Origin of the sequence: Pseudomonas sp. B7(2017), assembly GCF_002112745.1 — a bacterium.
GTDB classification, from domain to species: domain Bacteria; phylum Pseudomonadota; class Gammaproteobacteria; order Pseudomonadales; family Pseudomonadaceae; genus Aquipseudomonas; species Aquipseudomonas ekonensis.
In genome coordinates this window covers 420,614-439,309 of sequence record NZ_NEIP01000003.1, presented here as the reverse complement: position 1 = coordinate 439,309, position 18,696 = coordinate 420,614, and the positions used below count along the sequence as shown (strand labels likewise).

Genomic DNA, 18,696 nt, shown 5'->3' with positions numbered 1-18,696 from the left:
ACCCGCACCGGAAAGTTGAAACGACCAATCGACGAAGTTACCGGGTGACCAATAGTCTTGTTCGCTTTAAACGCCCATGATTAATTGCCCCGGGAAATAAAAAGGCTCAAATCGACGATTTGAGCCTTTTTATTTATGGCTGGCACAACAGCGATCAGTTTTCCAGGGGGATCAGCACTTTCTCGTCCGGGGCCAATACCATGAACACCAGCAACTTCGCCGGCTTGGACTTGCTGGCATTTTTCGACACCAGGTGTTCGGAGCCGGCCGGTTCGTACCAGTACTGGCCCTTCTTGTAGGTGACCGGCTGTTCGCCCTTGACCTGGGACACGATCTCGCCTTCCAGCACGTAGGCCATCGCGGTGCCCTCGTGCCGGTGGGCGATGGACGACTGACCGGGTTTGTAGTCGACTTCGATCATCAGGGCTTTCTTGCCGGGGGCGTTCTTGAGCATCTGATCCTGCAGGACGGTGACCTTCTCGGAAGGTTCGTCCGTGCCATGGGCAAAGGCCGGGCCGGCGGCGAGCAGGGCGAGGGCGGTAAACACGTGCAGGGCTTTCATGGGCATCACCTGTGGAATGTGGGTGTCGGTGATCACAGTAGTTCGCGCGGCGGTTCGATCAAACGGCCAATGTTCGGGAAGATCGGGAGACCAATCGCCGCCCCTGAAACCTGTCGGGCACGTGCCCCTGTGGCGAGGGCGTTTCGCCGAATCGATCCCGCAGAGAGACAGACCCGTGGCGACCCTGCAGGACTAGACGATGGGAAAGGAATTGAAGTCCACGCTGTTGGCCAGCCGGCTGTCGATCAGGTCGATGAAGCCCTGTGCCTCGGGGCGGTTGAAGTGCGCCTGCATGGCCGCTTCCGATTGCCAGTGGGCACTGACCGTCCAGCGCTGGCTGTCCTCGGGGCAGCGGTCGACCATGTAGGAGTCGCAGCCGGGCGTTTCACGCAGGGTCTCGACGATCTTCTGCAACTGCCTGCCCAGCTCTTCCGAGCGGCCGGCGGCGGCCTGCACCTGGACGGTATTGATCACGGGGTTGGACATGGCTCGCTCTCCTGTACCGGTTCGGACGCATCCGCCCATTGAGGGATAAGGCCTGTGCAGGATAGGCCTGCCTCCCGGGATCACCAATAACCAATCGGCGGTTAATCGGTTAGACCAATCCCTCAGGCCACTTGCTGCAAGAGATCGCGCAGGCGGTCCAGGGCGATATCGATGTCCAGAGTCTCGATGGCGCCGAAGCCGAAGTACAGGCCGTCGCGGGGCGCTTGCTGATAGTAGAAGCCGTTGATCGCGTACAGCCCGACCTCGACCTTTTTCGCCAGCTCGATGATCAGCGGCAGGTCCAGCGGCACCTTGCAGAACACCGCCATGTGGAACCCGGCGCTGGGCGGCACCGCCTCCAGCCACGGCGACAGGTCGGTGGCCATGCGCGTCAGGATCCGTTCCCGGCGCTGGGCGTAGACGGTGTGGCAGCGGCGGATGTGCTTGAGCAGGCAGCCCTCGGCGATGAACTTGGCCAGGGCCCATTGCGGCAGGGTGGAGGCGTGCAGGTCGGTGAGCTGCTTGGCGCGGATCACCGCCTCAAGAATCGCCGGCGGCAGGATCGCATAGCCGATCCGCAGCTCCGGCAGCAGGGTCTTGGAGAAGGTGCCGACATAGGCGACGAGGCCGCGCCGGTCGAGGTTGTGCAGCGAATCCGTGGGCCGGCCTTCGTAGCGGAATTCGCTGTCGTAGTCGTCCTCGATGACGATGGCGCCCAGTGCGTGGGCGCGCTCCAGCAGCGCCTCGCGGCGGGCCTGGCTCATGGGCATGCCCAGCGGGAACTGGTGCGACGGCGTCACGTAGATCAGCCGGGTGCCGTCGGGAATGTGCTCGACCTGAATGCCCTCGGCATCCACCGGCACCCCGACCACCGTGGCGCCGTGGGTGCCGAACAGCAGACGGGCGGGTGGATAGCCGGGGTCTTCCATCGCCACGACGCTGCCGGGCTGCAGCAGCACCCGGGCGATCAGGTCCAGCGCCTGCTGGGCGCCGTTGCACACCACCACGTCTTCGTCCTGGCAATTCACCCCACGGGAAAACGCAATGTGCCGGGCAATCGCGTTGCGCAGCGCCGGCAAGCCTTCGGGCAGGCTGTAGAAGCCCTTGGAGGTCGCCATCTGCCGCATGGCGTGGGCGACGCAACGGCGCCAGTCGTCCTGGGGAAACTGGCCCTTGCCGGTGGCGCCGCCGATGAAGTCGTAGCGCAGCGAGCCTTCCAGCGTCGGGTGGCGCAGGAACACCGGCAGATTGCGCCATCGCTCGACGACCTCGGCGCCGGCCAGTTCCGCAGCGCTTTGCTTGCGCTGCACGGCGGCGGGACGGGCGTTGACGTAGGTGCCTTTGCCGATCACGCCGGTGAGGAAGTTTTCGTAGGTCAGCTGCGCATAGGTGTCGGAGATGGTCTTGCGCGAAATCCCCAACTGCTCGGCCAGCAGGCGGCTGGGGGGCAACTGGGTGCCGGCGGCCAGCCGCCCGGACTCGATGGCGCCGCGCAGTTGCTGGTACAACTGGCCGGCCAGATCCTTGCGGCCGTTGATCACGACATGAAGTTCCATACCGACGGGGCTCCTGGGGCGAATGAGGCGGATTGTGCGCCCGCCAGATTACTTCCGAATGCACGCGGGGCAGAAGTTGCGTATCGCAAATCCCCGAAATTGGTGCAGAACCCTGTGGGAGCTGGCTTGCCAGCGATGGGGCCTTCGGATCCAGCATCAGTGTCAGCAGGTATACCGCCATCGCTGGCAAGCCAGCTCCCACAGAGTCAGTGTGTGCCCGGGTTCAGTGGTCTGCCAGTTTTCCGTGGAATTGGGGCTGTAACCCTGGCGCACCAGCGCTTACCGTGAAATCACTCTTCTGCTGCCCGAGACCCGCCCATGTCCCCGCGCCTGGATTACTACAGCGCCTCGCCCAAGGCGATGAAAGCGATGATCGCCCTGGAGGCGCTGACCGGCAGCCTGAGCATCGAGCCGCCGCTGCTGCACCTGATCAAGATCCGCGCCTCGCAGCTCAACGGCTGTGCGTTCTGCACCGACCTGCACTCGGTGGAGGCCCGACGGGCCGGGGAGAGCGAGCGGCGCCTGTACGCGGTAGCGGTGTGGCGCGACAGCGGCTTTTTCAGCCTGCGCGAGCGGGCGGCGCTGGCCTGGACCGAAGCGGTGACGCTGCTGTCCGAAGGCAAGGTCACGGATGCTGTCTTCCAGGAAGCGCGGGAGCAGTTCGCGGAAGGCGAGCTGGTGGATCTGACCATGGCCATCAGCACCATCAGCAGTTGGAACCGGCTGGCGGTGAGTTTCCGCCAGGAGCCCAGCGAGTGATCCGAGCGCGCGCAGGGCTGCTGCGCACGCACGCGCGAGCCAGCGCCCTCGCCTCGGGCTCTGGGCTCATTGACCGGCCGGCGGCCGCTGCGGCTTGACCGAGTGGCCGAAGGCGTTGCCCATCCGCGTGGCGGTGGCGGCCGGCGTCGCCAGGCCCACCTGGTTCGGCGGTCGCTTGTCGACGGGCACGTTCATCGCCTCGCGGTTCTTTTGCGCCGCCTTGGCGCCTTCGGGGTTGTTGCCCATCTGCTGGCTCAGGCAATCGTAGTTCGGCGCCTTGTAGCCGCCGACCGTTACGTCGATGCACCCCGTCGGCTGTTCGGCGTGCGCCATGGCGCAGGCGATCAGCACCGCGCCGCCCAGAACGATGTTGCTCAGTGATTTCATGCAGGCCTCCTGGCCGGCCCGACGGGCCGCTCTGGTACTTGAGTCTACTGCAAGGCCGTCGGCGATCCCGTGATGGTTTTTTTGCACCGTCCGTCACACCAGATTCATAAACAGCCCTCAGGATGACGGTTTTCAGGGGTGCGTCAGCCGTGCAGCGAGGCCATGCCAAGGGCGGTTTTGTGCGTTCAGCGCCTTTGCGCCAGGCCTGTCTGGGCCTGTTGCTGGGCCTCTTGGCGCTGGGGGCGAAGGCCGAACCGTTGCGCATGACGCTGCACATCCCGGCCCAGGATCTGGCGTCGGCCCTGGACCGGTTCAGTCGGGCCACGGGCATGGCGGTGCTGGTCGACAGCCAGTTGAGCCGGGGCCGGCGTTCGTCGGCGGTGGACGGTGAGTTCACCGCGGCCGACGCCTTGCGCCGCATGCTCGGCGGCAGCGGCCTGATGGCCAAGTACGCCCGCGCTGATGCGTTCACCTTGCAGGTGGCGCAGGTCGAAGAGACGCAAGGGCCGGCCCAGCACGCAACGGCGGCGCCCAGCGCGGTCAACCGCAGCTATGCGACGGCGGTGCAGGCGGCCATCGAACGCACGCTGTGCCGTTCGCCGCTCACCCGTCCGGGCAGTTACCGCGCGGTGCTGCAGTTGTGGATCGGCCGCGACGGGGTGGTGCAGCACCATCGGCTGCTGACCTCCACCGGCGATGGCCGGCGGGACGCGGCGCTGGTGGACAGTTTTCAACGCTTGAGCATCGAGCGCCCGACGCCCGGGGCTTTGCGTCAGCCGGTGACACTGCTGCTGTTGCCGGAAACCATGGACAAGAAAAACACAGGGAAACGCATGGACTGCACCAGATGGGAAGGAGTTTCCGGGGGATGAAAGACGCCGGACAAGGTTCGATGCTCCAGCTGTTCCTGACGTCCTACGACGACTTTCGGGTGCGCCTGCGCCGTCGTCTCGGCTCCGAGGACCTGGCCAACGACGTGCTGCACGAGACCTACCTGCGGGTGGATCGCATGGAGCCTCCGCCGGATCTCCTGCGGCCCAACGCCTACCTCTACCGCATGGCGCTGAACATCGCCGCCGACCGCCGCCAGGCCGACGCCCGGCTGCTCACCGGCAGCGAGGTCGAGGAACTGCTGCAGATCAGCGACGAAGCCCTCGACCCGGCGCGGGTGGTGGGTGGGCAGAAGGAGATCCAGTCGCTGCTCAGCGCCCTGTATGAGCTGCCGGCGCGGCGCCGGCGGATCTTCATCGCCGCCCGTCTGGAAGAGGCGCCGCACCTGGAGATTTCCCAGCGCTTCGGCATCTCCACGCGCATGGTCGAGAAGGAAATCAAGGCTGCGCTGGGGCACTGCGCGGCGAAACTGGAAAGAAAAGTGTTTCAGCGGTTCGGTCGCGGGGCCGGAAAACCGTCTTGAAAGTAGAGCGCCGATCCGGGCGTCCCGATCAACCCGTCGAGTAACTGTGCGTTTGAACATCCTCCGTCTGACACCTGCCGCGCCCAAGGCCTGTGAACGTCTGCAGAGCGAAGCCCGCGACTGGCTGATCCTGCTGACCTCGGGCCGGGCCACGGCCGCCGATGCCCGGGCCCTGCGCCAGTGGTGCGCGCAAAGCCCCGAACACGCCCGCGCCTTCGAGGACTGCAAGGCCCTGTGGCACCTGCTGCAACCGGCGGCCGAGGGCCTGCGGGCTCCCCGGCGCTTCGGCCGACGGGCGTTCCTGGGCGGCGCCATTGCGGCGTCGGCGGCGTTCCTGCTGGTGCGCGGCACGGTGCCCGGCGGTTTCTCGGGCCTTGGGGCCGACTACATCACCGAGGTCGGCGAGCAGCGCCGCTTCGAACCGGCCGACGGCCTGAGCCTGGAGCTCAACACTCAGACCCGCATCAACCAGCGCGCCGTGGAAGGCGGCGCGCAAGGCTTCGAACTGCTCAGCGGCGAAGTCGAGGTGCAGACCGTGCGCCGGCCGTTGGCGGTGCAGGCCGGCAGCGGCTGGCTGCGGACCAGTCAGGCACGGTTCAACCTGCGCAACCTCGACCGGCAGGTGTGCGTGACGTGTCTCGACGGTGTGCTGGAGGTGGACCTGCAAGGCCGCAGCGTGCGCCTGGAGCCGGGCCAGCAACTGACCTGGGACGCGCAGCAGGTGGGCAGCGTGCAGAGCGTCGACACCGCCGCGGTGATGAACTGGCGGCACCAGGTGCTGGTGTTCAACGGCGCGACGCTGAGCCAGATGATCGACGAGATCAACCGCTACCGCCCCGGCATGCTGGTGCTGCTCAACCGCGAACTGGGCCAGCGCCGGGTGCAGGCCCGCTTCAGCCTTGACCAACTGGCCGGCGTCGCCTTGCTGATCCGCGACGCCTATGGCGTCAAATGCACCAAACTGCCGGGCGGGGTCGTCGTTTTCAGCTGACGGCATGGCTGGCGGTTTAGATGCCAGCAGTGCCGGCCTCATCGCTTGCAGGCAAGCTCCTACAGGATTTTGTGGTGTGCCTGGATTTTGCGGGCACCTGAGATACCTGTGGGAGCTGCGGTGCGACGACTCGACTTGCCAGCGATGGCGGTGGTTCAGTCAACAGAGATGCCAGCAATGCCGGCCTCATCGCTTGCAGGCAAGCTCCTACGGGTTTTTGTGGTGTGCCTGGATTTTGCGGGCGCTTGAGATACCTGTGGGAGCTGCGGTGCGACGACTCGACTTGCCCGCGATGGCGGTGTGTCAGGCAACAGAGATGTCGGCAGTGCCGGCCTCATCGCTGGCAAGCCAGCTCCCACAGGTTTTTGTGGTGTACCTGGATTTTGCGGACACCGAGGATACCTGTGGTAGGCACGGAAATCTGCCATCAACTTGGATCCCCTGTGGGAGCCAGCCTGCTGGCGATGGCGGTGGCTCAGGCACCGCAGAATCAGGGCGATCACAGCAGCGGGCCGATGACCTGGCGGTAGCGTTCGGGGCCTTGCGGGGTCTGGCGGGTCAGGCGCAGTTCCAGGCCCGGCGGATCTTCCTTGCGGTTGCCGCTCAGTGGGCGCCAGCCCTTGTCCGGATCCCAGACCCGCACCTGCGCTTCGCTGACATCCGTGAGCACCGCCACCCCAGAGGTCGGCGCCGGCAGCGGATAGCGGCTGCGGGCCGGGGCGGCGGCGCGGTACAGGGTGTCGCCCTTGAGCCACCAGCGCACCCGTTGCAGGGCGCCGGGCCGGTCGGCGGCGGTGCGGATGATGTCCAGCCGAAAGCCTTGGCTGTCGCTGCCGCGCACGGTGAGGGCGGGCGGGGCGGTGTCGGGTTCGTCGTCTTCGCCGGCACGTTTCGGTTCGCTGAGCTCGATTCCGGCACGCAGCTCAACGTCGCGCTGCAACTGGTTCAACGCCCGCAGCAGGCTGTCGTTCTGCTCACCACTGGCCTGCAAATGGCTGTCTGCGCGCGTGACACTGTCCAGCCCCTTCCAGGCAATCAGACTGACCACCGCCATCAGCAGGATCGCCACCATCACTTCGATCAGGGTGAAACCCTGTTGGCGCTTCATTGCACGCTGATCCGGCCGGCGGCATCGCGCATCACGCTCAGGCGGTTGAGCCCGTCGGACAGGGTCAATTGCAGCGGCGGGTTGATCCATTCGGCGTTGAGCACCACTTTCTGCTTCGGTTCCACCCGCACATCGAGCTTCGGGCTCTGCCAAGGGCGCGGGCGCAGTTGCGCATCCCGCTCGAAATGGTCGAACCCCTGGCCGCTGTCGCTGCGCCGGCTGAAGCGGAAGCCCTTGGCGTCGCTCAGCCAGGCGATCGGCCGGCCGTCGGCGCGGGCCTCGGCTTGGGCCACCTGGAGCAACTGCGCCACGCGCTCGGCGTCCTTGCGCAGCAGTTGCAGCGGGTCGGGGCGGATGCTCAGGCTGATCGCCGCGCTGGCGATGCCGATGATCACCAGCACCACCATCAGCTCGATCAGGGTGAAGCCCTGTTGCGTGAACCGGTTCATTCCCTGCGCACTCCTTTGCGTCGACCTGTCCTGAACCGCCATCGTGCCCGGCCAACATGTAAGGCGTGTGAAATAAAACCGTGAGAATTGCCGGGTAGTCTGACGGTCGGGATTGAAAGGAGATTGAACCCATGAACTTCACCGCACGCGTTTCCCCGCCGCAGATGGCACAGGCCCTGGCGCTGCTGGCGGCGCTGGTGGGCGTTGCGACATGGTCGTCGCTGCTGCTGACCCCCGCCGAATCGCACACCCCGGCCGCCGCCCCGCAACTGCTCGCCGCCCGCAGCGACAGCCCGGCGCTGCAATGGTTTGCCGACCGCACGGCGCCGGTGCAGATCAAGGTCAGCGGCGTGATGGCGGGTAGTCGGGGGGCAGTGGCGATACTCAGCCTCAACGACGGACCGCCGCAGAGCTTCCTGCAAGGCGAGCGCATCAGTGCCGGGGTGAAACTGCTGGCGGTGGAAGGCGATGCGGTGGTGATCGAGCAGGGCGGCGAGCCGCAGCGGCTGGCCGTGGACAAACTGCCGCAAGGCCCGGACCTGCCTCGGCTGACCCGTCCCTGAAAAACAACCCTGTGGTGAGGGCGACTCGTCTTCACAAGGCAGGATCAGGGCTGCGGACGGCTCAACAGCGTCTCGACCCGCGCCAGCGGCGGCGCATCTTGGCTGCGGTCGAACACCTGCACGCCGACCTTCAGCAGCCGCCCGTTCTCGGCGCTGCCGATCATTTGCTCGCAGCGCAACGGCAGGCGCCCCTGGTCGCACTCCACGGCTTTCATCCCCATCGGCAACCGACCCTCCAACTGCAGCTCGGCCATGCGCCCCTGCGCCGCAATCATCGCAATCGAGCGGTCGCGCAGCAGGCCGCTGCTCTGCGTCATCAGCCCCGCCACGCGCACGGCGGCGGACATGGCCACGGCGATGATCGCCAGGGCCACCAGCACTTCGATCAGGGTGAATCCGGCTTCTTTGGAAGGGGCGCGCATCGGGTTCTCGGGCGGTCGGGCAGCCCTTGACGCTAACCCCCGCGCTTGACCGCTTGAAGACCGAAACTCCCGAGGATTCACAACATCTCTGACATATCTTCTTGCAACACTGCGCGTCGAATCGAATCTAGCCAGGGAATGACGAGATGGATATCGCGCAGCGCAAACAGCCTCAACAACCGCCACGGATGCCTCGCCGGCAGCAGGGCTTCACCCTGATCGAGATCATGGTCGTGGTGGTGATCCTCGGGATTCTGGCAGCGATGGTGGTGCCCAAGGTGCTGGACCGGCCGGATCAGGCCCGGGCCACGGCGGCGAAGCAGGACATCGGCGGGCTGATGCAGGCCCTCAAGTTGTACCGGCTCGACCACGGCAGCTACCCGACCATGAACCAGGGCTTGAAGGTGCTGGTGGAGCGTCCCGCCGACGCCAAGAACAGCAATTGGCGCTCGTACCTGGAGCGCCTGCCCAACGACCCGTGGGGCCGCCCGTACCAGTACCTCAACCCCGGCGCCAACGGCGAGATCGACATCTTCTCCCTCGGCGCCGACGGCCAGCCGGACGGCGAGGGCGTGAACGCCGACATCGGCTCCTGGCAACTGTAGGGCCGGCCATGGACAGCCCATCGAACCAGCGGGGCATGGCGATCATCAGCGCGCTGCTGATCGCGGCGGTGGTGGCGGTGATCGCCGCCGGCATGCTCACCCGTCAGAGCGTCTCGACCCGTGCGCTGGAAGCCGAGCAACTGCGGGTGCAGGGGCGCTGGCTGCTGAACGGCGGCCTGGAACTGAGCCGCCAATTGCTCTGGGACGCCCGGCAGCGCGACCCGTTGACCCGGCTCGACCAGCCTTGGGCACAGGGGCTGAACGCCTACGGTTTCGAAGGGCGGCTGGAGGACGAGCAGGGCAAGTTCAACCTGCGCACGCTGGTGGCCAACGAACGGGTCGATGACGGCCAGGTCGAGGCGTTCCAGCGCCTGTGCGCACTGATCGGCGTCAGCGACGCACTGGCCCGGCGCATCACTTTGCGGGTCATCGATTCCTACCCACGGCTTTTGAACCCGGCCCTGGCGGACAAGGCCTTGGCGAAGAATGGCTTCGACAGCGGCCGCGGCACTTCGCCCGGCGCCGCACGCAAGCCGCAGCCACCGACCCTGCCGATGCTGCGCACGCTTGAAGACCTGCGCAGCGTCGAGGGCGTCGACGACGCCGTCCTGCGCAAGCTGGCGCCTTACCTCACGGTGATCCCGGCCAACACCTGGGTCAACGGCAACACCGCCACCGCGCCGGTGCTGGCGGCGTATGTGCCGGGACTGTCGCTGGAGCGGGCGCAGGCGCTGATCAATGAGCGCGACGCCGGCCGCTGGTTCATCAACCGCGGCGACTTCGTCAACCGCCTGCGCCTGCCGCAACTGGAGATGACCAGCGTCAAGGTCGGCATCACCAGTGACTGGTTCCGCCTGCGCGGCCAGGCCCGCCGCGAGCAGCGTCGGGTCAGCGTCGAAGCGCTGCTGCACCGAAGCCAAGACCGTCTGCCGCAGGTGATCTGGTCGAGGGTGGGGGTATGACGCCGGTGCGCGTGGGCCTGCCGCCGCTGGCGCAGCTGAGCCTGGACAGCGAGCTTGCCTGCGTGTGGCTCGACCGTCAGGGGCAGGTGGTCCGCCAACAGGTGCAGCGTCTGGGGCAACTGCCGGCCAAGACTCCGCTGGTGTGCTTCCTGCACCCGGCGGACAGCCTCCTGGCCAGCCTCGATTTGCCGCCGTTGCCGACCGCCAAGATGGCCGCCGCCGTCCAGTGCGCGGCCCAGACCCTGATGCTCGGCGACGTCGCCGCCATGCACGTGGCCCACGGTCCGCGGGATGACGCCGGGCAGGTGGCGGTGGCGTGGTTGGCGCGGCAGGAACTGCAACAGCTCGGGCGGTTGCTGCGCCAGACCGGGCTGCACCTCAAGGGCCTGTACCCGGCGGCCTACGGTTTACCGGTCATGGCCGGCGGGGTCGGTGGCGTGTTCGAGGGGCATCTGTTGCTGCGCGACAGCCTGCACACGGCGCGGATCCAGCCGCTGCTCGACGACGGGGAGCAGGCGGAACCCGGCGTGGCGCTGCACTGGATCGGCGACGACGCCCCGCAAGGCGCACAGTCGTTGCCGTCCGACCAGCGCTGGAGCGGACCGCTGCCGGCCTGGGGGCTGCATGCCGGCCTCCAGCAGCCGGTGGACCGGCGCGGCTGGGGACGGGCGCTGGGCTTTGGCGCACTCGCGCTGACGGTGTGGGTGACCGGCCTGAACCTGTACGCCGCCCGCGAAGCCGCGCAGGGCCAACAGCTCAAGGCGCAGATGATGCAACGGGTGAAACAGGCCTTTCCCGAATTGCCGGTGATCCTCAATCCGCTGCAACAGGCCCGTCAGCAACTGGCGGCGCGTCAGCAGGGGGCGGCGGACGATCCGGGGCAGGCCTTCAGCCGGCTGGTGCTGCAAGCGGGCAACGGCATGCCGTTCATGGCCGGCAGCGTGCAGCGCCTCACGTTCGTCGACGGCGCCCTGCAATTGAGCCTGCTGGACGACGCCCGGGCCGGCAGCGACAAGGGGTGGCAAGACACGCTGGCCCAGGCCGGGATCAGCGTCAGCCATGACGCGGACGGCTGGACGTTGCGTCCGGCCGGCGAGGCCCTCTCTACGGCAGGCGACGACGACGGCGACAACAGCGGAGCGGAAGATGAATAAGGTGACATTGGCCAATGGCCGCGCCGCCTGGCAGCGCGTCGCCCGGCAGGTGCAGGCCCGCTGGCAGCCGCTGGCCCAGCGGGAGAAACGCATGGTGATCGGCATGGCCGTCGCGGTGACGTCCCTGCTGGTGTGGGTCGCGCTGATCCAGCCGCCGTTGAAGAAGATCGCCGACTGGCAGGCCGAAACGCCGAAGCTGCGGGCCCAGGCCGAAGCCCTGGAGGTGCTGTTGCGCGACGTCAGCGCGCCGGCCGCCGGACAAGACCTCGAATCTTCGCTGCAGCACGGGTTGCAGGCCGCCGGGCTGGCGGGTCATTTCCGCTTGCAGGCGGTGCCGTCCGGCGGCTGGCAACTGACCTTCGACGCGGCCCCGGCGGACGCCGTGCTCGACTGGCTGCTGAGCCGCCCGCAACAGTTTTCGCTGCACGTGGTCGAGGCCCGTCTGCAACGCGCAGAGGCCGCCGCGACCGATGACACCGCCGGCACTCTGTCAGGCACCGTACGCATGGATCAGGCGCTGGGCGCTAAGGAAGCTTCATGAAGGGGTCAGGTTTCAACCCGGCGCGCAAGGCGCTGCCGATGCTGTTGGTGGCGTTGGGCGCGTGCAGCAACACCGCCCCGCAGAATCAGCCGCCGTTGCTGGTGGACAGCGAACTCGGCCGGCCCTTGGCCAACACCCAGCGCAGCGGCGACGCGGTGCTGGACCGTGAGCGGATGCAGGCCCAGGTCAGGCCTGCGCCCAAGCAACTGCACAACATCACCGCACGCGCCCGCAGCGGCGGGGCGGTGCAGGGGCCCGTCGCGGCGGCCAATCCATTGGGCGACCAACCGGTGACCCTGAACTTCGTCGAGGCCGACATCCAGGCCGTGGTGCGGGCGCTGTCCCGTTCCACCGGTCAGCAATTCCTGGTCGATCCGCGGGTCAAGGGCAACCTCACGCTGGTCTCCGAAGGCCAGGTGCCGGCCCGCCAGGCCTATGAGATGCTGCTGGCGGCGCTGCGCATGCAGGGCTTCAGCGTGGTGGACGTCGGCGGCGTCGCCCAGGTGGTGCCGGAGGCCGACGCCAAACTGCTCGGCGGGCCGATCTACAGCGCCGACAAACCGGCCGGCAACGGCATGCTCACCCGCACCTTCCGCCTGCAGTACGAGAACGCGGTGAACCTGATTCCGGTGCTGCGCCCGATCGTGTCGCCGAACAACCCGATCAATGCCTATCCGGGCAACAACACGGTGGTGGTCACCGACTACGCCGAGAACCTCAACCGCGTGGCGCAGCTGATCGCCGGCATCGACACCCCGAGCGCCATCGACACCGACGTGGTGCAGATCCAGAACGGCATCGCCGCCGACATCGCGCCGATGGTCGCCGACCTGCTGGACGCGCCGGGCAACGACCCCACGCAGAAGATCGCGGTGATCGGCGACCCGCGCTCCAACACCATCATCATCCGCGCCGGCAGCCCCGAGCGCACGGAGCTGGCGCGCAACCTGATCTACAAGCTCGACAACGCTCAGAGCAACCCGAGCAACCTGCACGTGGTGTACCTGCGCAACGCCCAGGCCGGCAAGCTCGCCCAGGCCCTGCGCGGCCTGCTCACCGGCGAGAGCGACAGCGGCACCGGCGACGGCGCCCGTTCGGTGCTCAGCGCCATGGGCAGCACGGCCAATGGCGGCGGGCAGGCCAACCAGAACGGCACGCAGACCACCACCGGCAGCACCACCACCGGCAGCGGTTCCGGCAACGGGGGCAGCTATGCCCAGGGCAGCAGCGCCGGCAGCGGCACCGCCGGCGGTCAGGCCAGCGAACAGAACGTCGCCTTCAGCGCCGGCGGCGTGACCATCCAGGCCGACGCCACCACCAACACCTTGCTGATCTCCGCGCCGGAGCCGCTGTACCGCAACCTGCGCGAAGTCATCGACCTGCTCGACCAGCGACGCGCCCAAGTGGTGATCGAAAGCCTGATCGTCGAGATCGGCGAGGACGACGCCAGCGAATTCGGCGTGCAGTGGCAGAGCGGCAACCTCGGCGGCAAGGGCGTGATCGGCGGCGCCAACCTCGGCGGTTCCGGGCTCAAGCTCAACGGCAAGACCAGCCTCGACGTGCTGCCCCAGGGGCTGAACGTGGGCTACGTCAACGGCACCGTCGACATTCCCGGCATCGGCAAGGTCCTCGACCTCAAGGTGCTGGCCCGGGCGCTGAAGAGCAAGGGCGGCACCAACGTGCTGTCCACGCCGAACCTGCTGACCCTGGACAACGAGGCAGCGAGCATCTTCGTCGGCCAGACCATCCCCTTCGTCAGCGGCAGCTACGTCACCGGCGGCGGTGGCACCAGCAACAACCCGTTCCAGACCGTGACCCGCGAAGAGGTGGGCCTGAAGCTCAACGTGCGGCCGCAGATCTCCGAGGGCGGCACGGTCAAGCTCGACATCTACCAGGAGGTCAGCAGCATCGACGAACGTGCTTCGGCGGCGGCCACCTCGGCGGGGATCGTCACCAGCAAGCGTGCCATCGACACCAGCATCCTGCTCGACGACGGCCAGATCATGGTGCTCGGCGGCCTGCTCCAGGACGGCTACAGCCAGAGCAACGAAGCGGTGCCGTGGCTGGGCAGCCTGCCGGGGATCGGCGCGCTGTTTCGCAACGAACGCCGCTCGATCAACAAGACCAACCTGATGGTGTTCCTGCGCCCGTACATCATCCGCGACAGCGCGGCGGGGCGCAGCATCACCCTCAACCGCTACGACTTCATGCGCCGCGCCCAGGGCGGCCTGCAACCGGAGCGCAGCTGGGCGATGCCGGACATGCAGGCGCCGCAGTTGCCCAACGCCGCCCAGGGCGTGCCGGCGGTGGCGCCGTCCTCCGGGCCGCGGGCGACCATCAAGGCCGTTCCGCTGGAAGCGAGTCCGCGGTCATGAGCGCATTGCCCTACGCCTGGGCCAAGGCCCAACGCATCTTGCTGCGCGACGGCGTGCTGACGGTGTGCCCGTCGACGCCGGGCTGGTCGATCAGCGAGGTGCGCCGCCAGTTCGGCGCGGCGCGGCTGGAGCGGGTGCGCGACGACGAGCTCGACGGCCTGCTCGCCAGCGCCTACGCCGACACCGGCAGTGCGGCGGCGGTGGTCGGCGCGGCGGAGAGCGAGGTCGACCTCGACCGCCTGATGCAGGACATCCCCGAGATCACCGACCTGCTCGACACCCAGGACGGCGCGCCGGTGATCCGCATGATCAACGCCTTGCTCACCCAGGCGGCCCGGGACGAGGCCAGCGACATCCACATCGAGCCGTTCGAGACCCATTCGGTGGTGCGCTACCGGGTCGACGGCACCCTGCGCGACGTGGTCTCGCCGCGCAAGGCCCTGCACGGCGCGCTGGTGTCGCGGATCAAGATCATGGCCCAGCTCGACATCGCCGAAAAACGCCTGCCCCAGGACGGCCGCATCACGTTGCGCGTGGCCGGGCGGCCCATCGACATTCGGGTGTCCACCGTGCCCACCGGCCACGGCGAGCGGGTGGTGATGCGCCTGCTCGACAAGCAGGCCGGCCGCCTGCACCTGGAGACCCTGGGCATGGACGCCCAAGTGCTGGCCCGCCTCGACGGCCTGATCCGCCAGCCCCACGGCATCGTGCTGGTCACCGGGCCCACCGGCAGCGGCAAGACCACCAGCCTGTACGCCGCGCTGGCCCGGCTGGACGCCAGCACCAGCAACATCCTCACCGTGGAGGATCCGGTGGAGTACGACTTGCCGGGCATCAGCCAGATCCAGGTCAACGCCAAGATCGACATGACCTTCGCCCTGGCGCTGCGGGCGATCCTGCGGCAAGACCCGGACATCATCATGATCGGCGAGATCCGCGACCTGGAGACCGCGCAGATCGCCGTGCAGGCTTCGCTGACCGGCCACCTGGTGCTGGCGACCCTGCACACCAACGACGCGGTGTCGGCGGTCAACCGCCTGATCGACATGGGCGTGGAACCGTTCCTGCTGGCGTCGTCGATGCTCGGTGTGCTCGCGCAGCGGCTGGTGCGGCGGCTGTGCGGCCACTGCAAGCAGCTGGATCCGGCCGCACCGGGCACCTGGCGCCCGGTGGGCTGCGCGGCATGCAACCACACCGGTTACAGCGGCCGCACCGGTATCCATGAACTGTTCTGCATCGATGACGACATCCGCACCTTGATCCACCAAGGGGCAGGGGAGCAGGCCTTGCGCGCCTCGGCGCAGAAGGCCGGGATGCTCAGCCTGCGCGAGGACGGCGAGCGCTGGATCCGCAGCGGCGCCACCGCGCCCGAGGAAATCCTGCGCGTGACACGGGACGCCTGATGAACCGCTACCGCTTTGAGGCCGCCGACGCCGGCGGCAAGATCGAAACCGGGCACCTGGAGGCCGACAGCCAGAGCGCCGCGTTCGGCCTGCTGCGCAGCCGGGGCCTGACCGCGCTGTCGGTGCAGAAGGAAAACACCGCCGCCGGCCAGGGCGCCGGCGGCCTGTTCAGCCCGAAGCTGTCGGACAACGACCTGGCCTGGGCCACCCGGCAACTCGCGAGCCTGCTCGGCGCCAGCCTGCCGCTGGAAGCCGCCCTGAGCGCCACGGTGGAGCAGGCCGAGAAAAAGCACATCGCCCACACCCTCGGCGCCGTGCGCGCCGACGTGCGCAGCGGCATGCGCCTGGCCGAAGCGCTGGCGGCCCGGCCCCGGGACTTTCCGGAGATCTACCGGGCGCTGATCGCGGCGGGGGAGGAGTCCGGCGACCTGGCCCAGGTCATGGAGCGCCTGGCCGACTACATCGAGGAGCGCAACAACCTGCGCGGCAAGATCCTCACCGCGTTCATCTACCCGGGCGTGGTCGGGCTGGTGTCGATCGGCATCGTGATCTTCCTGCTCAGCTACGTGGTGCCGCAGGTGGTCAGCGCGTTTTCCCAGGCCCGCCAGGACCTGCCGGGGCTGACGTTGGCGATGCTCACCGCCAGCGATTTCATCCGCGCCTGGGGCTGGCTGTGCGCGGGGCTGCTGGGCGGTGCCTTCTGGAGCTGGCGCCTGTACTTGCGCAACCCGGCGGCGCGGCTGAGCTGGCACCACCGGGTGTTGCGGCTGCCGTTGTTCGGGCGGTTCGTGCTGGGGCTGAACACGGCGCGGTTCGCCTCGACCCTGGCGATCCTGGGCGGGGCCGGGGTGCCGTTGCTGCGGGCGCTGGACGCGGCGCGCCAGACCCTGTCCAACGACCGCCTGAGCCTGAGCGTCAACGAGGCCACCGCCAAGGTGCGCGAAGGCGCCAACCTGGCGGCGGCGCTGAAGGCGGAGAACGTGTTCCCGCCGGTGCTGATCCACCTGATCGCCAGCGGCGAGAAGACCGGCGCGCTGCCGCCGATGCTGGAGCGGGCGGCGCAGACCCTGTCCCGGGACATCGAACGCCGGGCCATGGGCATGACCGCGCTGCTGGAGCCGCTGATGATCGTGGTGATGGGCGGGGTGGTGCTGGTGATCGTCATGGCGGTGCTGTTGCCGATCATCGAGATCAATCAGTTGGTGCAATAAGGCTGTGCCTTTGAGGTTGCCTGAACCGGCCTCTTCGCGGGCAAGCCCGCTCCCACAGTGATTGAGGTTGTCCGCAGCATCTGTGCTCACCGCAGAAACCTGTGGGAGCAGGCTCGCCCCGGACGACGATCCGACGAAGAGGTCCGCCCGATCAGTTAAGTTCTAAAATTTTTTCACCGCCTGATTCGTCACCCGAGTCCCGCGCCGGCCATCCTCGGGTTCTCCTTTCTGTCATCTGCAACGGCCGTTCAACGGCTCTGGCCGATCTTGCGCAAAACCCCGTCCCAGACAGCCGAAACGGCCGCGCAAACACCCGAGGAAAAACCGCCGGAAAGCGTCTTCGGCTCCCGAGGTTTTTTCCTTTATCTGTCACCGGAACCTGCGAATTTCTCCCTGCGACTTAACCACGGGCCACGTCAGCGACGGTCAGCGGTGAGTCCGACCCGCGTCATGCAAGTCACCTGAAAACCTGTGTACCCAACCTACGTTGAAAAGGAGATTCTTCATGTTCAAGCGCACTCTGATCGCCGCCTCACTGACTGTCGCCGCCCTGGCTTCCGCCCAGGCCATGGCCGTAACCGGTGGTGGCGCCTCACTGCCTGCCGCTCTGTACAAAGGCTCTGCCAACAGCATCCTGCCTGCCAACTTCAGCTATGCCGTGACCGGCAGCGGCGTGGGCAAAAGCGCTTTCCTGACCAACACCGCCTCGCAGTTCGGCACCACCGGCACCGTGCACTTCGCCGGCAGCGACTCGATCCTCAGCGCCACTGAAATCAGCACCTACAACACCAACTTCGGCGCTTCGTACGGCCCGCTGATCCAACTGCCTTCCGTGGCCACCTCGGTTGCCATCCCCTACAAGAAGGCCGGCCAGACCGCCCTCAACCTGACCAGCGCCCAACTGTGCGACGCACTGTCCGGCACCGCCACCACCTGGGGCACCCTGCTGGGCACCGCCGACACCACCCCGATCCGCGTCGTTTACCGCAACGTCTCCAGCGGCACCACCGAGATCCTCAGCCGTCACCTGAACTCGATCTGCCCGACCAAGTTCGCGGTCAACTCGACCTTCACCAGCGCCCGTCTGCCAGCCGGTTCGACCCTGCCTTCGAACTGGGTGGGCGTAGCCAACACCGCTGACGTCGCCACCGCCGTCAACGCTGTGGATGGCTCCATCGGCTACGTCGGCCCGGACGGCGTGAACGCCGCCAGCAACGCCGTGGTCGCCCGCGTCAACGGCGTACAGCCGACCACCGCCAACGTCTCGCTGGCCCTGGGTTCGGCCGCACTGCCGACCACGCCTTCGAACCCTGCCCAGTGGGTGCCGGTCGTGCCTAACCCATCGAGCGGCTACCCGATCGTGGCCTACACCAACTTCGTCTTCGGCCAGTGCTACAAGGACGCTTCCGTGGCCAACGATGTGCGCAGCTTCCTGACCACCCACTACAGCAACCCAGGCAACAACGCCGCCACCGTGGCCCACAGCTTCACGCCGGTTCCGACCAACTGGAAAGCCGCTGTGACCGCCAACTTCATCACCAACACCTCCGGCAACAACCTGGACATCAACAACGCCAGCGTCTGCAACGGCGTAGGCCGTCCTCTGTAAGCGCAGCACCCGGTGCAAGAAATGGCGGCAGCCCTCGGGCTGCCGCCGTTTTTTTTGGCCGGCCTACTCCTCGTTCATGAAGTTTGTGTGACATCCGTTCGGTCGCGGCGTCCGCCAACCGCCTAGGTGGTAACGGCAG

20 protein-coding genes are annotated in these 18,696 nt (G+C 67.4%); 13 read left to right on the top strand and 7 right to left on the bottom strand.

All coding sequences use genetic code 11. The annotated features are described in order from the left end of the window. Positions 1-154: 154 nt before the first annotated feature. The 3 genes from CAG29_RS08400 to CAG29_RS08390 form a co-directional block, all read right to left on the bottom strand. Positions 155-562, bottom strand: coding sequence for a cupin domain-containing protein (locus tag CAG29_RS08400; RefSeq protein ID WP_085586895.1), 408 nt, complete (start codon positions 560-562; stop codon positions 155-157). Positions 563-754: 192 nt separating this feature from the next. After that, complete coding sequence (locus tag CAG29_RS08395) at positions 755-1,048, bottom strand: putative quinol monooxygenase (RefSeq protein ID WP_085586896.1); 294 nt, start codon at positions 1,046-1,048, stop codon at positions 755-757. Positions 1,049-1,170: 122 nt separating this feature from the next. Next, a complete protein-coding gene (locus tag CAG29_RS08390; RefSeq protein WP_085586897.1) occupies positions 1,171-2,604 on the bottom strand; it encodes a PLP-dependent aminotransferase family protein in 1,434 nt (477 codons plus the stop codon). A 318-nt stretch (positions 2,605-2,922) separates the two neighbouring features. On the opposite strand from CAG29_RS08390, the gene CAG29_RS08385 reads away from it, so the two are divergent. After that, positions 2,923-3,363 (top strand): carboxymuconolactone decarboxylase family protein, encoded by a 441-nt coding sequence (locus CAG29_RS08385; protein WP_085586898.1) that lies wholly within the window; start codon positions 2,923-2,925, stop codon positions 3,361-3,363. A 66-nt stretch (positions 3,364-3,429) separates the two neighbouring features. On the opposite strand, the gene CAG29_RS08380 is transcribed toward CAG29_RS08385, so the two are convergent. Further along, a complete protein-coding gene (locus CAG29_RS08380) occupies positions 3,430-3,750 on the bottom strand; it encodes a hypothetical protein (RefSeq protein WP_085586899.1) in 321 nt (106 codons plus the stop codon). Positions 3,751-3,899: 149 nt separating this feature from the next. Between CAG29_RS08380 and CAG29_RS08375 the strand changes: the two genes are divergently transcribed. Genes CAG29_RS08375 through CAG29_RS08365 form a run of 3 tightly spaced genes read left to right on the top strand, consistent with a single transcriptional unit; the run spans position 3,900 to position 6,155 of the window. Further along, positions 3,900-4,622 (top strand): secretin and TonB N-terminal domain-containing protein, encoded by a 723-nt coding sequence (locus CAG29_RS08375; RefSeq protein WP_085586900.1) that lies wholly within the window; start codon positions 3,900-3,902, stop codon positions 4,620-4,622. Beyond that, positions 4,619-5,164: an RNA polymerase sigma factor gene (locus CAG29_RS08370; protein ID WP_085586901.1), complete on the top strand. Its 546-nt coding sequence runs from the start codon at positions 4,619-4,621 to the stop codon at positions 5,162-5,164. The genes CAG29_RS08375 and CAG29_RS08370 overlap by 4 nt, the downstream gene beginning before the upstream one ends. Positions 5,165-5,216: 52 nt before the next feature. After that, a complete protein-coding gene (locus CAG29_RS08365; RefSeq protein ID WP_085694221.1) occupies positions 5,217-6,155 on the top strand; it encodes a DUF4880 domain-containing protein in 939 nt (312 codons plus the stop codon). 499 nt (positions 6,156-6,654) lie between these two features. Here the strand turns inward: CAG29_RS08365 and CAG29_RS08360 are convergent, their stop codons facing one another. Continuing rightward, positions 6,655-7,263 (bottom strand): prepilin-type N-terminal cleavage/methylation domain-containing protein, encoded by a 609-nt coding sequence (locus tag CAG29_RS08360; protein WP_085582234.1) that lies wholly within the window; start codon positions 7,261-7,263, stop codon positions 6,655-6,657. Beyond that, positions 7,260-7,712, bottom strand: a complete 453-nt coding sequence (gspH, locus tag CAG29_RS08355) for a type II secretion system minor pseudopilin GspH (RefSeq protein WP_085582236.1) — start codon at positions 7,710-7,712, stop codon at positions 7,260-7,262. The genes CAG29_RS08360 and gspH overlap by 4 nt, the downstream gene beginning before the upstream one ends. 131 nt (positions 7,713-7,843) lie before the next feature. Between gspH and CAG29_RS08350 the strand changes: the two genes are divergently transcribed. Then, positions 7,844-8,275 (top strand): type II secretion system protein N, encoded by a 432-nt coding sequence (locus CAG29_RS08350; protein WP_085582238.1) that lies wholly within the window; start codon positions 7,844-7,846, stop codon positions 8,273-8,275. 44 nt (positions 8,276-8,319) lie between these two features. Here CAG29_RS08350 and gspI read toward each other — a convergent pair whose 3' ends face one another. Further along, positions 8,320-8,697, bottom strand: a complete 378-nt coding sequence (gspI, locus tag CAG29_RS08345) for a type II secretion system minor pseudopilin GspI (protein WP_085694220.1) — start codon at positions 8,695-8,697, stop codon at positions 8,320-8,322. 146 nt (positions 8,698-8,843) lie between these two features. Between gspI and gspG the strand changes: the two genes are divergently transcribed. From gspG to CAG29_RS08305, 8 genes are all read left to right on the top strand, one after another. Further along, positions 8,844-9,302, top strand: coding sequence for a type II secretion system major pseudopilin GspG (gene gspG / locus CAG29_RS08340; protein ID WP_085582242.1), 459 nt, complete (start codon positions 8,844-8,846; stop codon positions 9,300-9,302). 8 nt (positions 9,303-9,310) lie between these two features. Continuing rightward, the gene (gene gspK, locus CAG29_RS08335; RefSeq protein WP_085694218.1) at positions 9,311-10,264 is read left to right on the top strand and encodes a type II secretion system minor pseudopilin GspK; all 954 of its coding nucleotides are present in this window, start codon (positions 9,311-9,313) and stop codon (positions 10,262-10,264) included. Then, positions 10,261-11,418 carry a type II secretion system protein GspL gene (gene gspL / locus CAG29_RS08330; RefSeq protein ID WP_085640512.1) on the top strand — a complete coding sequence of 386 codons (1,158 nt, stop codon included), beginning with the start codon at positions 10,261-10,263 and terminating at the stop codon, positions 11,416-11,418. The genes gspK and gspL overlap by 4 nt, the downstream gene beginning before the upstream one ends. Beyond that, positions 11,411-11,959 carry a type II secretion system protein GspM gene (gspM, locus tag CAG29_RS08325; RefSeq protein ID WP_085633391.1) on the top strand — a complete coding sequence of 183 codons (549 nt, stop codon included), beginning with the start codon at positions 11,411-11,413 and terminating at the stop codon, positions 11,957-11,959. Before gspL ends, gspM begins: the two co-directional genes overlap by 8 nt. After that, positions 11,956-14,334, top strand: coding sequence for a type II secretion system secretin GspD (gene gspD, locus CAG29_RS08320; RefSeq protein ID WP_085694216.1), 2,379 nt, complete (start codon positions 11,956-11,958; stop codon positions 14,332-14,334). Before gspM ends, gspD begins: the two co-directional genes overlap by 4 nt. After that, positions 14,331-15,737, top strand: a complete 1,407-nt coding sequence (gene gspE, locus CAG29_RS08315; protein ID WP_085694214.1) for a type II secretion system ATPase GspE — start codon at positions 14,331-14,333, stop codon at positions 15,735-15,737. The genes gspD and gspE overlap by 4 nt, the downstream gene beginning before the upstream one ends. Continuing rightward, positions 15,737-16,948 carry a type II secretion system inner membrane protein GspF gene (gene gspF / locus CAG29_RS08310; RefSeq protein WP_085582254.1) on the top strand — a complete coding sequence of 404 codons (1,212 nt, stop codon included), beginning with the start codon at positions 15,737-15,739 and terminating at the stop codon, positions 16,946-16,948. The genes gspE and gspF overlap by 1 nt, the downstream gene beginning before the upstream one ends. Before the next feature lie 505 nt (positions 16,949-17,453). Further along, positions 17,454-18,557, top strand: coding sequence for a substrate-binding domain-containing protein (locus CAG29_RS08305; protein WP_085582256.1), 1,104 nt, complete (start codon positions 17,454-17,456; stop codon positions 18,555-18,557). The last annotated feature ends 139 nt before the right edge of the window (positions 18,558-18,696 follow it).

What these genes read in the sequence shown, in the direction of transcription:
- CAG29_RS08400 (WP_085586895.1), bottom strand. Translation starts at nt 562, where the DNA reads ATGAAAGCCCTGCACGTGTTTACCGCCCTCGCCCTGCTCGCCGCCGGC.
- CAG29_RS08395 (WP_085586896.1), bottom strand. Translation starts at nt 1,048, where the DNA reads ATGTCCAACCCCGTGATCAATACCGTCCAGGTGCAGGCCGCCGCCGGC.
- CAG29_RS08390 (WP_085586897.1), bottom strand. Translation starts at nt 2,604, where the DNA reads ATGGAACTTCATGTCGTGATCAACGGCCGCAAGGATCTGGCCGGCCAG.
- CAG29_RS08385 (WP_085586898.1), top strand. Translation starts at nt 2,923, where the DNA reads ATGTCCCCGCGCCTGGATTACTACAGCGCCTCGCCCAAGGCGATGAAA.
- CAG29_RS08380 (WP_085586899.1), bottom strand. Translation starts at nt 3,750, where the DNA reads ATGAAATCACTGAGCAACATCGTTCTGGGCGGCGCGGTGCTGATCGCC.
- CAG29_RS08370 (WP_085586901.1), top strand. Translation starts at nt 4,619, where the DNA reads ATGAAAGACGCCGGACAAGGTTCGATGCTCCAGCTGTTCCTGACGTCC.
- CAG29_RS08360 (WP_085582234.1), bottom strand. Translation starts at nt 7,263, where the DNA reads ATGAAGCGCCAACAGGGTTTCACCCTGATCGAAGTGATGGTGGCGATC.
- gspH (WP_085582236.1), bottom strand. Translation starts at nt 7,712, where the DNA reads ATGAACCGGTTCACGCAACAGGGCTTCACCCTGATCGAGCTGATGGTG.
- CAG29_RS08350 (WP_085582238.1), top strand. Translation starts at nt 7,844, where the DNA reads ATGAACTTCACCGCACGCGTTTCCCCGCCGCAGATGGCACAGGCCCTG.
- gspI (WP_085694220.1), bottom strand. Translation starts at nt 8,697, where the DNA reads ATGCGCGCCCCTTCCAAAGAAGCCGGATTCACCCTGATCGAAGTGCTG.
- gspG (WP_085582242.1), top strand. Translation starts at nt 8,844, where the DNA reads ATGGATATCGCGCAGCGCAAACAGCCTCAACAACCGCCACGGATGCCT.
- gspK (WP_085694218.1), top strand. Translation starts at nt 9,311, where the DNA reads ATGGACAGCCCATCGAACCAGCGGGGCATGGCGATCATCAGCGCGCTG.
- gspL (WP_085640512.1), top strand. Translation starts at nt 10,261, where the DNA reads ATGACGCCGGTGCGCGTGGGCCTGCCGCCGCTGGCGCAGCTGAGCCTG.
- gspM (WP_085633391.1), top strand. Translation starts at nt 11,411, where the DNA reads ATGAATAAGGTGACATTGGCCAATGGCCGCGCCGCCTGGCAGCGCGTC.
- gspD (WP_085694216.1), top strand. Translation starts at nt 11,956, where the DNA reads ATGAAGGGGTCAGGTTTCAACCCGGCGCGCAAGGCGCTGCCGATGCTG.
- gspE (WP_085694214.1), top strand. Translation starts at nt 14,331, where the DNA reads ATGAGCGCATTGCCCTACGCCTGGGCCAAGGCCCAACGCATCTTGCTG.
- gspF (WP_085582254.1), top strand. Translation starts at nt 15,737, where the DNA reads ATGAACCGCTACCGCTTTGAGGCCGCCGACGCCGGCGGCAAGATCGAA.
- CAG29_RS08305 (WP_085582256.1), top strand. Translation starts at nt 17,454, where the DNA reads ATGTTCAAGCGCACTCTGATCGCCGCCTCACTGACTGTCGCCGCCCTG.